Annotated in this window: 10 protein-coding genes; 1 reads left to right on the top strand and 9 read right to left on the bottom strand. The window is 63.5% G+C overall.

Translation table 11 applies throughout. The annotated features are described in order from the left end of the window. Positions 1-119: 119 nt before the first annotated feature. Positions 120-1,229, bottom strand: a complete 1,110-nt coding sequence (gene ftsY / locus AB8E48_RS03155; RefSeq protein WP_368885755.1) for a signal recognition particle-docking protein FtsY — start codon at positions 1,227-1,229, stop codon at positions 120-122. Positions 1,230-1,409: 180 nt separating this feature from the next. Here ftsY and AB8E48_RS03150 point away from each other — a divergent pair, with 180 nt between their 5' ends. Then, the gene (locus AB8E48_RS03150) at positions 1,410-2,861 is read left to right on the top strand and encodes an MFS transporter (RefSeq protein ID WP_368885729.1); all 1,452 of its coding nucleotides are present in this window, start codon (positions 1,410-1,412) and stop codon (positions 2,859-2,861) included. Between the two features lie 86 nt (positions 2,862-2,947). Here the strand turns inward: AB8E48_RS03150 and AB8E48_RS03145 are convergent, their stop codons facing one another. The 8 genes from AB8E48_RS03145 to pnuC form a co-directional block, all read right to left on the bottom strand. Beyond that, positions 2,948-4,381 (bottom strand): hypothetical protein, encoded by a 1,434-nt coding sequence (locus AB8E48_RS03145; protein WP_368885728.1) that lies wholly within the window; start codon positions 4,379-4,381, stop codon positions 2,948-2,950. A 669-nt stretch (positions 4,382-5,050) separates the two neighbouring features. Then, on the bottom strand, positions 5,051-5,866 hold the full coding sequence (gene trpC, locus AB8E48_RS03140) for an indole-3-glycerol phosphate synthase TrpC (protein WP_368885727.1): 816 nt from the start codon (positions 5,864-5,866) through the stop codon (positions 5,051-5,053). A gap of 14 nt (positions 5,867-5,880) precedes the next feature. After that, positions 5,881-7,491 (bottom strand): anthranilate synthase component I, encoded by a 1,611-nt coding sequence (locus AB8E48_RS03135; RefSeq protein ID WP_368885726.1) that lies wholly within the window; start codon positions 7,489-7,491, stop codon positions 5,881-5,883. 313 nt (positions 7,492-7,804) lie between these two features. Then, the gene (gene ribH / locus AB8E48_RS03130) at positions 7,805-8,281 is read right to left on the bottom strand and encodes a 6,7-dimethyl-8-ribityllumazine synthase (protein WP_005506244.1); all 477 of its coding nucleotides are present in this window, start codon (positions 8,279-8,281) and stop codon (positions 7,805-7,807) included. Positions 8,282-8,393: 112 nt separating this feature from the next. Next, the gene (locus AB8E48_RS03125) at positions 8,394-9,164 is read right to left on the bottom strand and encodes a GTP cyclohydrolase II (RefSeq protein ID WP_368885725.1); all 771 of its coding nucleotides are present in this window, start codon (positions 9,162-9,164) and stop codon (positions 8,394-8,396) included. An 8-nt stretch (positions 9,165-9,172) separates the two neighbouring features. Then, a complete protein-coding gene (gene ribB / locus AB8E48_RS03120; protein WP_368885724.1) occupies positions 9,173-10,456 on the bottom strand; it encodes a 3,4-dihydroxy-2-butanone-4-phosphate synthase in 1,284 nt (427 codons plus the stop codon). Between the two features lie 196 nt (positions 10,457-10,652). After that, the gene (gene ribD, locus AB8E48_RS03115) at positions 10,653-11,963 is read right to left on the bottom strand and encodes a bifunctional diaminohydroxyphosphoribosylaminopyrimidine deaminase/5-amino-6-(5-phosphoribosylamino)uracil reductase RibD (protein WP_368885723.1); all 1,311 of its coding nucleotides are present in this window, start codon (positions 11,961-11,963) and stop codon (positions 10,653-10,655) included. A 1-nt stretch (position 11,964) separates the two neighbouring features. Continuing rightward, positions 11,965-12,696, bottom strand: coding sequence for a nicotinamide riboside transporter PnuC (gene pnuC / locus AB8E48_RS03110; RefSeq protein ID WP_005506248.1), 732 nt, complete (start codon positions 12,694-12,696; stop codon positions 11,965-11,967). Between the last annotated feature and the right edge of the window lie 171 nt (positions 12,697-12,867).

Raw genomic sequence — 12,867 nt, 5'->3', positions numbered from 1 at the left:
ATTCAGAATATCCCAGAGCTTCGAATCGTGTACTGCCCGTCGTCATTACCCACCCATTAACCGCGAGAAGCCACATGTGTTCCAAACACATGTGGCTTCTCGGCGGAATATGAGGGATGCTAGTCCAGCAGCGCGTCCACGAATGCTTCCGGGTCGAACGGCGCCAGGTCGTCCGGGCCTTCACCCAGGCCGATGAGCTTGACGGGAACGCCGAGCTCCTCCTGAATAGCGACCACGATACCGCCCTTAGCGGTGCCGTCCAGCTTGGTCAGCACGATACCGGTCACGTCCACAATATCGCCGAAGACTTTCGCCTGAACCATACCGTTCTGGCCGGTCGTCGCATCAATCACGAGCAGAACCTCGGTGACCGGCGCTTCCTTCTCAATCACGCGCTTGATCTTGCCGAGCTGGTCCATCAGACCGGACTTGTTCTGCAGGCGGCCCGCGGTGTCCACGAGCACGGTGTCAACGCCCTGCTCCTTACCAGCCTTCACAGCGTCAAACGCGACGGATGCGGGGTCGGCGCCTTCCTTCTCAGAACGCACGGTCTTCACGCCCACGCGGTCACCCCAGGTGGTCAACTGCTCAGACGCAGCGGCACGGAAGGTATCCGCCGCACCCAGAATCAGGGACTGACCGTCAGCAACCATCACACGGGCAATCTTACCGACGGTCGTGGTCTTACCCACGCCGTTCACGCCAACGACCAGCACCACGCCGGGGTTGCCGTCACTACCGGCGGTCTTCAGTTCGCGGTCCATGTCGGGGCGAACAATCTTCACGAGCTCCTCACGGAGCATCTTCTTTACCGCAGCGGGGTTGCTCGTACCCTCAACGCGCACGCGCTGCTGCAGCGCCTCCACCAGGCGGGTGGTCGGCTCAGAACCCAGGTCGGCAAGCAACAGGGTTTCCTCAACCTCATCCCAGACGTCCTGGTCGATGCGGTCGCGAGAAAGCAGAGCCAGCAGGCCCTTGCCGAGCATATTGTTCGAACGAGCCAGGCGGGCACGCAGGCGCACCAGGCGACCCGCGGACGGGTCAGGCATATCAAGTTCAATAGCGCGAGGTGCCGAGCTTTCGGGCTCTTCCGCCGAACCGCCGGAGGCCTTAGCCGCCTCCTGACGCAAAGACTGCAGGTCCGCGGTCTTCTTGGGTCGACGCAGAACGGCGAAAAGCACACCGGCAATAACCAGTACACCCAGCACAATCGCGCAAATCATCATCATCGTTTCATTCACACTACTAGCTTACCGGGTTGGGCGGTTTGACTGGTCGAGGTTACGCGCATGCCCGGCTGTCGGCGGAGTAGACTGGACACTGTTAAGTTTTTTAGCCGAACACATGGTTGACAGTTGCGGGTGGGGCCCGCGGCTGCCGCACGGCACCGCACGATTTCGAGGATGAACATGAGGAACCCTGCCAAAACACCGCCTGTTTTTGACCCGCGCACGATTGACCCGAACCGTGTGCCGACCGGCTTGAAGGTTCTGATTGCTGCGTCGTTCATGATTGCGGTGGGTTTCGGTTTGGTGGCGCCGGTGCTGCCGAACTATGCGCAGAATTTTAATGCCACGGTCACTATGGCGACGATGGTGGTTTCTGCGTTGGCGATTACGCGCCTGATTTTTGCGCCGTCGGCGGGTCAGCTGATTACCCGGTGGGGTGAGCGTCCGGTGTACACGATTGGCATGCTGATTGTGTCGGTGACGTCATTCATGATTGCGTTCGCCTGGGATTATTGGGTGCTGCTGGGTTCGCGTGCGGTGGCGGGTATCGGCTCGGTCATGTTCACGGTCTCCGCGATGGGTCTGCTGGTGCGACTGTCCCCGGCGCATATGCGCGGCCGTATTTCGGGCTACTATGCGACGGCGTTCCTGTTGGGTAACCTGCTGGGCCCGGTGATTGCGAGCGCGCTGGCGCCCTTTGGTATGCGTGCCCCGTTTATTGTGTATGGTTTCTCGCTGCTGGCTGCGGGCCTGATTGTGTGGTTCTTGATGCCGTCGCAGGCTGCACTGGAGGCGGAGCGTGACGCGATTACGGAGGCGGCGTTGCTGGCTGAGGGTAAGGGCACCGGGGTGCTGCCGTCGGCGGCGGACTCCCCCGCTTCTGACAATGCTGAGCCTGCTGATTCTGCGGCTAAATCCCCCGCTGGCGCGTCCGACAAGGCGGCTAAGCCTACCGCGTCGGGCGGCGCTTCGGGTAAGAGCAACCTGCCTGCGATGGCGGTTCGTGACGCGTGGAAGTTCACGAATTACCGTTCGGCGCTGGTGTCGAATTGGGCGATTGGCTGGTCGGTGTTTGGTGTGCAGTCGTCGATTATTCCGTTGGCGGCGGCGTATTTGGCGACGGGCGGCGATATGTCGGATTCGGTGGCGGCTACCCTGTTGGCGTCGTTGGCGATGGCGACGAACTCGTTTGGCAATGCGTTGACGCAGACGTTCTCGGGTCGTTTTTCGGATCGTTTTGGTCGCCGTGTGATGGCGTTTTCGGGTCTGCTGTTGGCGGGTTCTGCGGTGACGGTTATGGGTTTCGCGCCGGTGGCGTGGGTGTTTGTGTCGTTGACGGCGTGCCTGGGTATTGGTGCGGCGTTTATGGGCCCGTCGATTCAGGCTGCGGTGTCTGATGTGATTGGTACTCGCCGTAGTGGTGGCCAGGTGTTGGCGGTGTATCAGATGGCTAGCGATTTTGGTATGATTTTGGGCCCGCTGGTGGCTGGCATGATTGCGGATGCGTGGGGCTTCGTTCCGGCGTTCATCATGAGTGGTTTGTTGTTGGTGGCGGCGGCGTTTACGTGGGCGCCGTTCCGTAAGGCGCGCTGGCCGAAGGATATTGCGGACGCGGACTATACGGGCCGCTAAAAGCTCTCTAACAAGTGAAAAGCCGGTGCCCGGTTCCTGCTGTGTGACAGGAACCGGGCACCGGCTTTATGTATTTATTTTTGATTCTAGGGCAGCAGCCAGACGGGCCCGATGACGTCCGGGCCGCCCCAGAGCAGGCGCATCCACAGGGCGGAGCCGAGCAGACCTGCCACTACCAGCAGGAGGCGGTACACGCGGCTCTTCGGCAGGTAAGCGGCGACCAGCAGCGACAGCGGGAATAGCGGCAGCAGAATACGGAACGTAGACGGCGTCGGGAGCCAGAAGATGAACAGGTATCCGGCGTAGCAGGCGGTCCACAGCCACAGGGCGGGGTGCAGCAGGGTTCGGGTGAACTTCTGCGACATCCACCAGTAGAAGCTCAGGATGAGGAGCACCAGGCCCGCCCACATGATGATGGCGGGTACGGAGCCCACGTAGTAGAGGTTGAATTGGTGAACCCACTGGGCGAAGTACTGGTGGCCGTCTTCGACCTTGCGGAAGCTCCAGCCGAGTTCGGTGGCGAGGTACGCATCCATACGTCCGGTGCGCAGAGCCGCGTGCAGGGGGTGCACGAAGGCGAAAGAGCAGACCAGCAGGGCACCCAAGAGCTGACCGAAGCGTCCACGGAACGCAACCCACGCATCCAACAGGACAGACTGCGAGGATTCATCAGCGCGGCGGGCAAGATAGTCAGAAATCGTGCACCACAGCCACCACAGGCCAACGAAAGCACCCAGCGGAACACCCAGCGGGCGGGACAGTGCCGTCATAAGAGCTACAGGCAGCAGCAGGATGTAGCGTTCACGCACCACACACCAGACGCTCAGGGCAAGGAGCAGGGTGGAGAGAGCCTCGGCGTAACCGGTGACGAAGATGGGGCTTGCCGGGCTGAATGCGTACACGGCGAGCGCCCACAGGGCGATACGGTTCCGCTTCTCATCGCCGACGAGTGCGCGGGTGTCGAAGATGCCGCGGGCACGCCAGTTCAGGGAGCCCACGAAGAGGCGGTAGAGTACGACTGCCAGGGCGAGGCCTGCGGCGAGGCTGACTCCGACCGCGGCGAGGCGGTACTCGATTCCAAAAATGTCAGCGACCTTGCCGCTGATCATTGAGTGGAGGGGCATGAAAGCCCAGGGGTTGAAGGATACGGACCCGTCGGCGCGCAGGGGCAACTCGGTGGGGTACCACTCTTTGTAGATGCCCTGGTACCAGCCGGCGTCCCATATGTTGAGGTAGGAGAGGAAGCCGTTATGGTTTTTGTTTTCGTTGCTGAGGGGGTTTCGCTGGTCTTCGGCAAGCGAGTAGGCGAAGGTGACGAAGTGGGTTGCGCAGGCTAGTACCCAGATGATGAGGGCTGGGATCCAGGTGCGCCAAGCAGCCAGCTTCTGGGGAGCCGCGGCGGGTTCGGTATTACGCATCTTAGTTTTTGTGGAGGGGCGCTGCGCTTCGAGGGTGGGTACGGAACCGGACGAGAGGTCGCGTTCGATGAAGGATGTAGATTTTCCTGGGGATTGAGCCATAAGTATTCTCTCGAGTGTAGTGTGGACGCATGATGGATATTCCGGTGCTGCACCTGTTGGACCGTGTCTATTAGATGTGGCGGGTGCTAGCCAGCCAAGATGGGTGGTGCAGTTTGGTGAAATATCCATGTGTAGACTATCAACGAACTGACTGCTGCTCAATGCGAACGCGCTGTTCCTGTTGATTATGACGAAAGAGATACATGAAGCCGGCCCCTGCTGAATAGCAGACACCGGCTTTACACGTACCAGGCTTATGTTCAGGAAATAGATAAAGAATCCGACAGGATAAATAACCTCAGAATTAGGTGAGCTGACAGTATCGCCCAACCCAAGACCAAGCCTCCTATATATCCCCATCCCAAGGCGAGCTAACCAGAGAAGGTAACCACCTACCAACCCCTACCTCAACCAACCCGAGGGATAGGCGACCTAGAGGGCGTACCGGACACGCGAAGCGGGGGCTCCGTCCTCAAGGCGCCCCAGCGCCGCAGAGGGGGCACTCCCCCGCAAGCGTTGTCCGGTACGACCTCTCAAACAACTAAGCCACGGAAGCCGCACTCCCCCGCGAGCGTTGTCCGGTATGCCATCTCAAACAACTAACCCACGGAAGCCGTACTCCCCCGCTTCGTGTGTTTCGTTTGCCTTCTCCAACCCCTAACCCACAGGCTAGCGGCTCACAGGCACCTTGGAGAATTCACGCACAGTACCTTCGGGGTCGCCGGAGCGTACCAGCGCTTCACCGATGAGGATTGCATCCGCACCGGCACCGGCGTAGGCGCGCACATCCTCGATGCTGGCAACGCCGGATTCGGCAACCTTGATGACCGAGTCGGGCAGGTGCGCCGCGAGGGATGCGTAGTGTTCGTTGTTGACTTCGAGGGTCTTGAGGTTGCGCACGTTGATGCCCACGATCTTGGCGCCGATTCGCTGGGCGACTTCGATTTCTTCGGGGGTGTGGGTTTCGACGAGGGCGTTCATGCCGAGCGATTCGGTGAGTTCGAGGAACTCGCGCAGGGTCTTCTCGTCGAGTGCCGCGACGATGAGCAGCACGAGGTCGGCGCCGTGTGCGCGTGCTTCCCAGATCTGGTATTCGTCGACGGTGAAGTCCTTACGCAGCACGGGGATGTTCACGGCGGCGCGCACAGCGTCCAGGTCGGCGAGGGAGCCGTTGAAGCGGCGCTGTTCGGTGAGCACGGAGATTGCTGCGGCGCCACCTGCCTCATAACGTGCGGCGAGCGCGGCGGGGTCCGGGATTTCGCCGAGGGCACCCTTGGAGGGCGAGGAGCGCTTCACCTCAGAAATGATGCGTGCGGTCGTGCCGTTGCCGCCGCCGGGTACTTCGCCGCGCAGGGAGGCGAGGGCGTCACGGGCGGGTGCGGCTGCGAGGGCGCGCTTCTTCATTTCTTCGAGGGGAACCTGCTGTACGCGGGCGGCGAGGTCTTCGCGGACGCCGACAATGATCTCGTCGAGAACGGTGCTCATGGTGTCTCCTTGGGTTACTTGGTGGCGTTGACGGCTGCGTCTGCGTCGAGGGGTGCCAGGCCGGAGGCGGTCAGCACGGCGCGCAGCGGGGCGGCGGACTTGTTGACGGTTTCGAGGGTTTCGGAGTCCGGGTTGGAGTCCATGACGAGGCCTGCACCTGCCTGCACGTAGGCGGTGCCTTCCTTGAGTACGGCGGTGCGGATGGCGATTGCCATGTCCATGTTGCCGGCGAAGTCGAAGTAGCCGCACACGCCGCCGTAGACGCCGCGGCGGGTCGGTTCGTATTCGTCGATGAGCTGCATGGCGCGCGGCTTGGGCGCGCCGGAGAGGGTGCCCGCCGGGAAGGCGACACGTAGCACGTCGTAGGCGCTGAACTGCGGGTCGAGTTCGGCGCTGACGGCGGAGGAAATGTGCATGATGTGGCTGAAACGCTCAATGATCATGAACTGGTCGACGGACACGGTGCCGGGCTTGGCGATGCGCGAGAGGTCGTTGCGTGCCAGGTCGACGAGCATGAGGTGCTCGGAGCGTTCCTTCTGGTCGGCGAGCAGCTCCTCGGCCAGGGCCACGTCCTCCTCGCGGGTTGCGCCGCGCGGGCGGGAACCGGCGATGGGGTGGGTGCTGGCGATGCCGTCCTTGAGGGTGACGAGCGCCTCCGGGGAGGAACCGACAATGTGGAAGGGGGTGCCGTTGCTGTCTTCGAAGTTGAAGAGATACATGTACGGCGAGGGGTTGGACTGGCGCAGCACGCGGTACACGTCGAGTGCCTTCGCGTTGGTTTCGGCTTCGAATCGGCGTGAGAGCACGATCTGGAAGACGTCGCCGTCGATGATGTTCTTCTTGGAGCGGTCGATGGCGTCCTTGAAGCCCTGTTCGCTCCAGGTGAGGGTGACGTCTTCGCGGACCTTACGGTCGACGTCAGCCACGCCGGAGAGAATGGAGGTGGTTGCTGCGGCGCCGCGCTGCAGGCGGCGGAGCATGCTGTGCAGGCGCGCAACGGCGTCTTCGTAGGCGCCGTCTACGTTTTCGCTGGTGCCGTTGAAGTTGATGGCGTTGGCGACGAGCAGGACGGTGCCGTCCTTGTTGTCGTGGATTGCCATGTCGGAGACCATGTTGAGCGCGAATTCGGGCAGGTTCACGTCATCGGCGGGCGGGAACGGCAGGTGCTCCCAGTGGCGCACGACGTCCCAGCCGAGGTAGCCAACCAGGCCGGAGGTCAGCGGCGGCAGGGTCGGGTCGGGTTCGGTGTAGAGCATCTGCAGGGTCTTGGCGATGGCTTCTACGGGGTCGCCGTCGACGGGTGCGCCGGCGGGGGTGCGGCCCTGCCAGTGGACTGCGCCGTCAACGGTGGTGAGGGTCGAGCGGGAGGACGCACCAATGAAGGAGTAGCGGTCCCAGGCTGCGGATTCGCCTTCTGCGGAGATTTTGGCGGATTCGAGCAGGAAGGTGCCGTGGGCTGCTTCGACGGGTTCGCCCTGGTCGTTTTGGAGTACGAGGGATCGGTAGATGCCGATGGGGGTGAGTGAGTCGGCGAGGATTTTGATGTGTACGGGAATGACGCGGGTGCCGGCGGCGCGGGCGCGGAATTCTTCGAGGCTGGGGGTGATGGTGCCCAGATCCTGCATTGCTGTACTCCTTGTGTTGGGTTGGACCTGCCGATGTGTGACATGACAGTCGTGACATGACAGTGTGGGCATGCCAGCTGAGGGCATGTCGGCGCGGGTGTTAAGCCTAGTCAGCGAGGTGTACCGAGCCGTAGGTTGGCGCGTCGGTGCGCTGTCACCTCATGGCGTTCTGGCGCTGGGGTTCGGCGCACTGTGACTCGATGTGACTCTAGTGCCGCGCGTTGTTTCAGTTTAACCGGTGCTGCGGCCCAGTTCCACGGTGAAGATCAGAACGTTCTCTTCGTGAAACTGAGCCGCGCACCGTTCAGCCGTGTTAGTTGCTGAACTGCTTGAGGGTTGCTGCGGTCTGCAGTGCCGCCGCGGTCGCCTCGTAGCCCTTGTCTTCGTTGGAGCCTTCCAGGCCTGCACGGTCGAGTGCCTGCTGCTCGTTATCGCAGGTGAGCACGCCGAAGCCGATGGGGCGGCCGGTCAGCACGGACACGTCGGTCAGGCCGTTGGTTGCGCCCTGGCAGACGTAGTCGAAGTGGGGGGTGCCGCCGCGGATGACCACGCCGAGCGCGACGATTGCGTCGAACTTCTCAGCGAGGCGGGTCGCTGCGACGGGCAGCTCGAAGGTGCCGGGCACACGCACGAGGGTCGGCTCGATACCTGCGTCGCGTGCGGCGCGCTGTGCACCGTCGATGAGGCCGTCCATGACCTGGGTGTGCCAGCTTGCCGCTACGATTGCGAGCTTGAAGCCCTTGTAGTCTTCGGGGTTGAGGGTGGTGTCTGCTGCGCCTACGCCGCTCATAGTGTTCTCCTTGTGGGTTTTGGTTATTGAAAAGTTTAGTGTGCCGGGGTTGTTTGCCGGGGTTGCCGCGGGCTATCTGCGGGGGTTCTGCCCTGCGCCGTTACGGGTGCCGCTACGCGCTTTTGAGCACGTGGCGCATACGCTCACGTTTGGTCTGCAGGTAGTGGGCGTTCTCAACGCGGGCGGGAATTTCGTCCGGGATGAGTTCGGTGACCTGCACGCCGAGGCTTTCAAGCGCCTCCTGCTTGGCGGGGTTATTGGTCACGAGCCTCAGCTCGTGCACGCCGAGCTCCTGCAGGATCAGTGCCGCCTGCGAGTAGTCGCGCATATCGCCGTCCAGGCCGAGCGCCAGGTTCGCGTCGAGCGTGTCGAGCCCGGCATCCTGCAGCGCGTAGGCGCGGAGCTTATTCACCAGGCCGATGCCGCGTCCCTCGTGGTTGCGCACGTAGATGAGGTACCCGCCGGTGCGGCTGAGGATGCGCAGGCCGTTCTCCAGCTGGGGGCCGCAATCGCATCGGAAGGAACCGAAGATATCGCCGGTGGCGCATTCGGAGTGGATACGTACCGCGGGCGCTCCCCCGTCCTCGGTGGGTACGGGGGTGCCGTCACGGTCGAGGGCGCGGGCGCTGATGTGCTCGGCGCCGTCTGCAAATCGCCAGGCGCGCAGACCGAACACGCCCTGCGGGGTGGGTACGGCGACCTCTTCGGTGCTTTCGACCAGCAGCGGGCTGGGGTTGGGCACCATGTCGAGGGGGCTGACTCGGTAGCCTTCAGCAAGCTCGGAGGCGATGCGCAGGGATTCGGCGCTGAGCTCTTCAGCCTGCGCCTCAACCGGCTCAGCCAGGGTGCCCGGCGTTGCCTGGGTGTTAGGGGTTTCGCTCATGCGTTCTCCTACGCCGCCTCGGCTACGTACTTGATGAGGTCTTCAATAGAAATCATGGGCAGGTTGTGCTCGGTTGCGAAGGCGCGCAGGGCGTCGAAACGCATCATGGAGCCGTCATCGTGCACGACCTCGGCAATAACACCCACGCCGGACAGGCCCGCCGCGCGGGAAAGCTCCACTGCAGCTTCGGTGTGGCCGGGGCGCTCCGCCACGCCGCCATCAACGGCGCGCAGCGGGAAGATATGGCCAGGGCGGGTAATGTCCGCCGGAGTGGAGGTAGCGTCCGCGAGAATCTGCACCGTGCGTGCGCGGTCTGCCGCGGAAATACCGGTGCTCACGCTGGAGGCCGCATCGCACGAGACGGTGTAAGCGGTGCCCTTGGGGTCCTCGTTGTTGGAGACCATGGGCGGCAGGTTCATCTCGTCGGCACGCTTGTTGCTCATGGGCGCGCACACGACGCCGGAGGTGTAGCGAATCATGAAACCCATCAGCTCGGCGGTTGCGTACTCGGCGGCGAAGATGATGTCGCCTTCGTTTTCGCGGTCCTCATCATCAACGACAACCACGGCGCGACCGGCGGCGATAGCGTCCACTGCGGTCTGCACGCTGTCGAGGACGCTTGCGGCGTCGGCGCGGCGCGGCGCAACCTGCTCAGAAACAGTCTGGGGCACGCCAGCGAACGCGGTCAGGCGCTGCACGTACTTAGCGAGCGCATCGGTCTCAAGGTTCACGCTGTCACCGACCTTGAGAGCGCCAAGGTTGGTTGCCTTCAGGGTTTCGGGAATCAGACCAACCTCGAACCATGCGGGGGTAACACCGGGCTCAGAAACCGCGGTGACGGTCAGGGACACGCCAGACACAGCGATGGAGCCCTTCTCCGCCAGCAGGGGTGCCAGCTCGGCGGGCAGGTTGAATCGCAGGGTGCTCCACGCCTCGTGCGCGGTGACGGATGCGAGGGTACCCACCGCATCCACGTGACCCTGCACGACGTGACCGTCGAGGCGGCCACCGGCGGGCAGGCAACGCTCCAGGTTGACGGTGTCGCCGGGGTTCAGGTTGCCGAGGTTGGTGCGGCGCAGGGTCTCGCCCATAGCGTAGGCGCGGAACTGGCCGGGCTGCAGCTGGTCAAGGTCAATAGCGGTGAGGCATACACCGTTGACGGCGAGGGAGCCGCCGTGTTCGAGGTCGGCGACGATGTCTCCGGCGTTGAGGGTCAGGTAGGCTGCGTCGCTACCTTCGATGGGGGTGATGGATTCTACGGTGCCGAGGGCGCCAATGATTCCGGTAAACATGTGTGCTTTCCTTTTCTCGCCGTGTCCGCCGGGTCGTCGTCGTTGAGGGCGACGGGCGGCGATGGTTTGTTCGTCTGTATAACTATACGTATTTTTCGAATATTCCCCGTGACGGGGAGCTTTTGTGCCAGCATGCGAACCCGGTAGCGTTCGGTGAAGCTACCGAGCCCGCATCGCGGGGTGTCAGATTCTGGGTCTAATCCAGCCGCGGTTCGGGCGCGTGGCAGGCGTCCAGCTTCGGCAGGGTGCGCCGTTCGCCCGGCTCCTGCGCCGTTCCGCGAGGTGCCGGCACCAGGTGCGTTGCGGTGTCATTGCCGAGCACGCGCACCGCCGGGAACATGCCCAGGTCATCCAGTTGCAGGCGTGGTGCCTGCGCGAGGGTGTCCACGAGCAGACGGTAGACGGCGCTCTTGCCGCGACCCATAATCATGGGGGCGCGGTACCAGACCATCTCGTCGATGAGGTCCTCACCGGCGAAGAGGCCGACCATGCCGGGGCCGCCCTCAATCATGAGGTGCCGCACCCCGCGGGCATACAGCTCATCGAGCAGTTCGCGCGGGTCGTGGGTGAAAATCTGCAGGAAGTTCTGCGGGTCCGCATCCACGCCTTCGGGCGGGTTGAGACCGCGAATCCGGTAGTTCTCGGTAATCTCGGTTTTGCCCATGACCACGCGCAGCGGCTGCTTCTCGAAGCGTTCCCCGTTGGCGTCGCGCGCGTCCAGGGTCGGGTCGTCCATGAGGGTGGTTCGGGTGCCAATCATGACGGCGTCGGCGCGGTGACGAATCAGATGCCCGTCAATGCGCGCGGCGGGGCCGGTAATCCACTTGCTCGTGCCGTCAGCTGCCGCAATGAACCCGTCCAGGGTGGAGGCGCTCTTTGCGGTAATGAAGGGGCGGCGTTCGGCAGCGGCGATGAACCAGCGCTCGTTCAGCAGGTAGGAGGCGTTCGCGAACTCCTCCATGGCGTGCACGGTGACGCCCCGCGAGCGCAGGTATGCGGCGCCTCCGGCGGCGTTTTCGGTGTCGTCGCTGTAGGCGTAGTAGAGTTCGCTGATGCCCGCCTCGGCGACGGCGTGGGAGCAGGGGCCGGTGCGTCCGGTGTGGTTGCAGGGCTCGAGGCTCACGTACATGCGGGCGTCGGTGAGGTCGGTTCCGGCGGCACGGGCGGCGGCGAGTGCGTCGGCTTCGGCGTGCGGGGTGCCTGCGCCTCGGTGGTAGCCCACGTGCAGCAGGTGCCCGTCGCGGTCGGTGATGACAGCACCGACGAGCGGGTTCGCGCCGCGGATGCCCTGGCGTGCCGCCTGCAGGGCCAGGCTCATCGCCTCATCGTGGCTGAGGGTCTGCTCGGGACCCGGCAGGTTCAGGGTGCGTGCGGTGGGCAGCCCAGCGAGGTGCCCGTACTCTGCGGCGGAGTAATCCAGGTCGTTGCGCGGCGAAGATACGCTCGGGGTGACGGTTGCGGGCAGGTGTGCGCTCGCCAGCGCCTCCTGCGAGGGGTTCTGAGTCATCTTATGCACGGCCCTTCTGCACGTCGGTTACCTCAACGGTCACGTCGGGGAACTGGGTCTGCACCTGGGTCTTCTGCGCCTCCAGGTTGCGGGTGCGCCACCAGACGAAGAAGCCGACCAGGGTGAAGCATCCGTAGAACACGTACATGAGGGAGGTCGCGTAGTAGCCTGCGCTCCACAGCAGCGGCACGCCGACCAGGTCGACGGCAACCCAGATGAGCCAGAATTCAACCCAACCGCGCGCCATGCCGTAGGTGGCGAGCAGCGAGCCGGTGAAGATCCAGGCGTCGGACCAGACCGGTTCGTAGGAACCGAGGGCGCGGAAGATGGGGGTGAGCAGCAGGGTGCCTGCAACCATGGCAACAACCAGACCTGCACGTTCGGTGTTGGTCGCCCACTTGGGGATCACTGCGGCACCTTCGGAGGCGTCACCACCGGCGGCGCGGGTTGCACGCCAACGATGCCAGCCCCAGATGGACACGGCAATAAACATGATTTGGCGGCCTGCCTGGCCGAGCATGGTCACGGGGTGCGGGCTGCCGACGAGGGCGCCCAGGAAGACGGTGAGGAGTAGCAGGTTGCCGAGAATGCCGACGGGCCACGCCCATACTTTGCGTCGCATGCCGCCCAGCGCCGATGCTAGGCCGAATGCGTTTCCGAGAACTTCGCGCACGAGGAGGGACTGGTCCCCCACGTGAATTTGTGCGTCGAAGAGCCACCGCAGGATGTCCATTGTTTCTTTCCTCTCTGAGTTGGACCGTGTTTCGGATGCGCGGGGTGCGCATCTGCGGCGGCTCCGGGGAGAGGAACAGAAAGGGCGGCTACCGTGGGCACCTTAGGGGTGCCCGGTGTCCGTGGTGAGGCGGGAGCGGCGAATCAGCCAACCGCAACTGAAAATCGCAGC

It is taken from the genome of Rothia mucilaginosa (assembly GCF_964211445.1).
GTDB lineage: Bacteria > Actinomycetota > Actinomycetes > Actinomycetales > Micrococcaceae > Rothia > Rothia mucilaginosa_E.
The sequence above is the reverse complement of the archived record's forward strand: the minus strand, read 5'-3'. Positions and strand labels throughout refer to the sequence as shown.

What these genes read in the sequence shown, in the direction of transcription:
- ftsY (WP_368885755.1), bottom strand. Translation starts at nt 1,229, where the DNA reads ATGATGATGATTTGCGCGATTGTGCTGGGTGTACTGGTTATTGCCGGT.
- AB8E48_RS03150 (WP_368885729.1), top strand. Translation starts at nt 1,410, where the DNA reads ATGAGGAACCCTGCCAAAACACCGCCTGTTTTTGACCCGCGCACGATT.
- AB8E48_RS03145 (WP_368885728.1), bottom strand. Translation starts at nt 4,381, where the DNA reads ATGGCTCAATCCCCAGGAAAATCTACATCCTTCATCGAACGCGACCTC.
- trpC (WP_368885727.1), bottom strand. Translation starts at nt 5,866, where the DNA reads ATGAGCACCGTTCTCGACGAGATCATTGTCGGCGTCCGCGAAGACCTC.
- AB8E48_RS03135 (WP_368885726.1), bottom strand. Translation starts at nt 7,491, where the DNA reads ATGCAGGATCTGGGCACCATCACCCCCAGCCTCGAAGAATTCCGCGCC.
- ribH (WP_005506244.1), bottom strand. Translation starts at nt 8,281, where the DNA reads ATGAGCGGCGTAGGCGCAGCAGACACCACCCTCAACCCCGAAGACTAC.
- AB8E48_RS03125 (WP_368885725.1), bottom strand. Translation starts at nt 9,164, where the DNA reads ATGAGCGAAACCCCTAACACCCAGGCAACGCCGGGCACCCTGGCTGAG.
- ribB (WP_368885724.1), bottom strand. Translation starts at nt 10,456, where the DNA reads ATGTTTACCGGAATCATTGGCGCCCTCGGCACCGTAGAATCCATCACC.
- ribD (WP_368885723.1), bottom strand. Translation starts at nt 11,963, where the DNA reads ATGACTCAGAACCCCTCGCAGGAGGCGCTGGCGAGCGCACACCTGCCC.
- pnuC (WP_005506248.1), bottom strand. Translation starts at nt 12,696, where the DNA reads ATGGACATCCTGCGGTGGCTCTTCGACGCACAAATTCACGTGGGGGAC.